1 protein-coding gene is annotated in these 1,214 nt (G+C 45.9%); it reads right to left on the bottom strand.

The features are described 5' to 3' along the window. Nucleotides 1-449 precede the first annotated feature (449 nt). Entirely contained in the window at nucleotides 450-1,094 is a 645-nt protein-coding gene (locus M1L23_RS12820; RefSeq protein ID WP_252627838.1) for a hypothetical protein, read from the bottom strand. Between the last annotated feature and the right edge of the window lie 120 nt (nucleotides 1,095-1,214).

Below are 1,214 nucleotides of genomic sequence, written 5' to 3'. Positions count from 1 at the left end.
TCGCCACTCGCCGGCTCAATCTGTGTTATCACCGTGCTGCCCGCACGATAGTGATGCTCTACCGCACCATCGGGTAACGCCACGGCTCATAACCCGGGAATTGCCAACGGGTCGTCACTTGACCCTGTTGGGTGTCCCGTCGCCACACCAATTCACGTGCAGGACCGTATTTGAATTCCGTACGCAATGAAGTACTGCGGCTAACTAAACTCGGTATATCAATATGCGTGTAGCTAAATGCCTGTTTTCCGTTATGAGTCACGTTGCCATTCGCGTCATAACTAAACCGATACAGAATGCTTCCAGAAGCACTTCCTTGACGCACCCGCTGAAAACGCATTAGGTTCGTACTGTTATATTTATAGTAACCACTATTGAATCAAGAAAGTTGTGCTAGTCCTCAATAAATTTGGCACACTCTAGACTCAGTACATTGGTTAAAACAACTATTATTCTTTGAGCAACTCTAGAAACTCGTCTACAGGCACAAGGGTACGTCGGCTTACTAATGCGCAATCTCTCGGTTCAAGAGTTTCAAGTTCCAGTTCGCATTGCTCTACGTCTTCATACCTTGTGGTTAGTGCGCTCGACAGAATATATCTCATACCATCGAAAATGACCCAATTGGTATCGCGGTCAAAGGAGGGGCGTATCACTTCCAGCACCACAGGATTCAGGCCTGTCCACAGAGTTGCGGCATCGCCTACCAAACCATTCTTACACATTTTCGAAATATCAACTGGTTGATGCTCAACAGCGACTACACTAGCTGGAAGTTCAAATAGATTTCCTTTCTCCAAGAAGATGATGTAGTTAGCCCCTATCATTAAACGTTCGCTGGAAAAAAAAGCTATCTGTGTTCGTTCAGATTGCCCATGTAGCGTGTTTTGAACACTAGCGTGATACAGTCCTCCGCAATCTATTTCTTCAGTTTGAAGAATCTCGCCCCGATTAATTTCCGCGACCACAATATAGCTAGACCGTACCTTAGCACTATCAATTGCGTCCATGAACTTGACCTGGCCAAACGAAGAGAAAGCTGTGAAAGCTAGTATTATTGCCAGTAGCCCTTTAGATGATTTTTTTTCTAACACAATTTATCTTCCTTCATCCCAATCTCTAAATCTGCGCAGCGCATCAAGCCCTGCTCGATCCGCATTTGGATGAATTCCAAGCGGGTCTACCGAGGGCGGAATATCTATCCCACGCGCATG

Source organism: Aliidiomarina quisquiliarum, assembly GCF_023922585.1.
Taxonomy (GTDB): Bacteria; Pseudomonadota; Gammaproteobacteria; order Enterobacterales; family Alteromonadaceae; genus Aliidiomarina; species Aliidiomarina quisquiliarum.
This window is presented reverse-complemented; position numbering and strand designations above follow the sequence as displayed.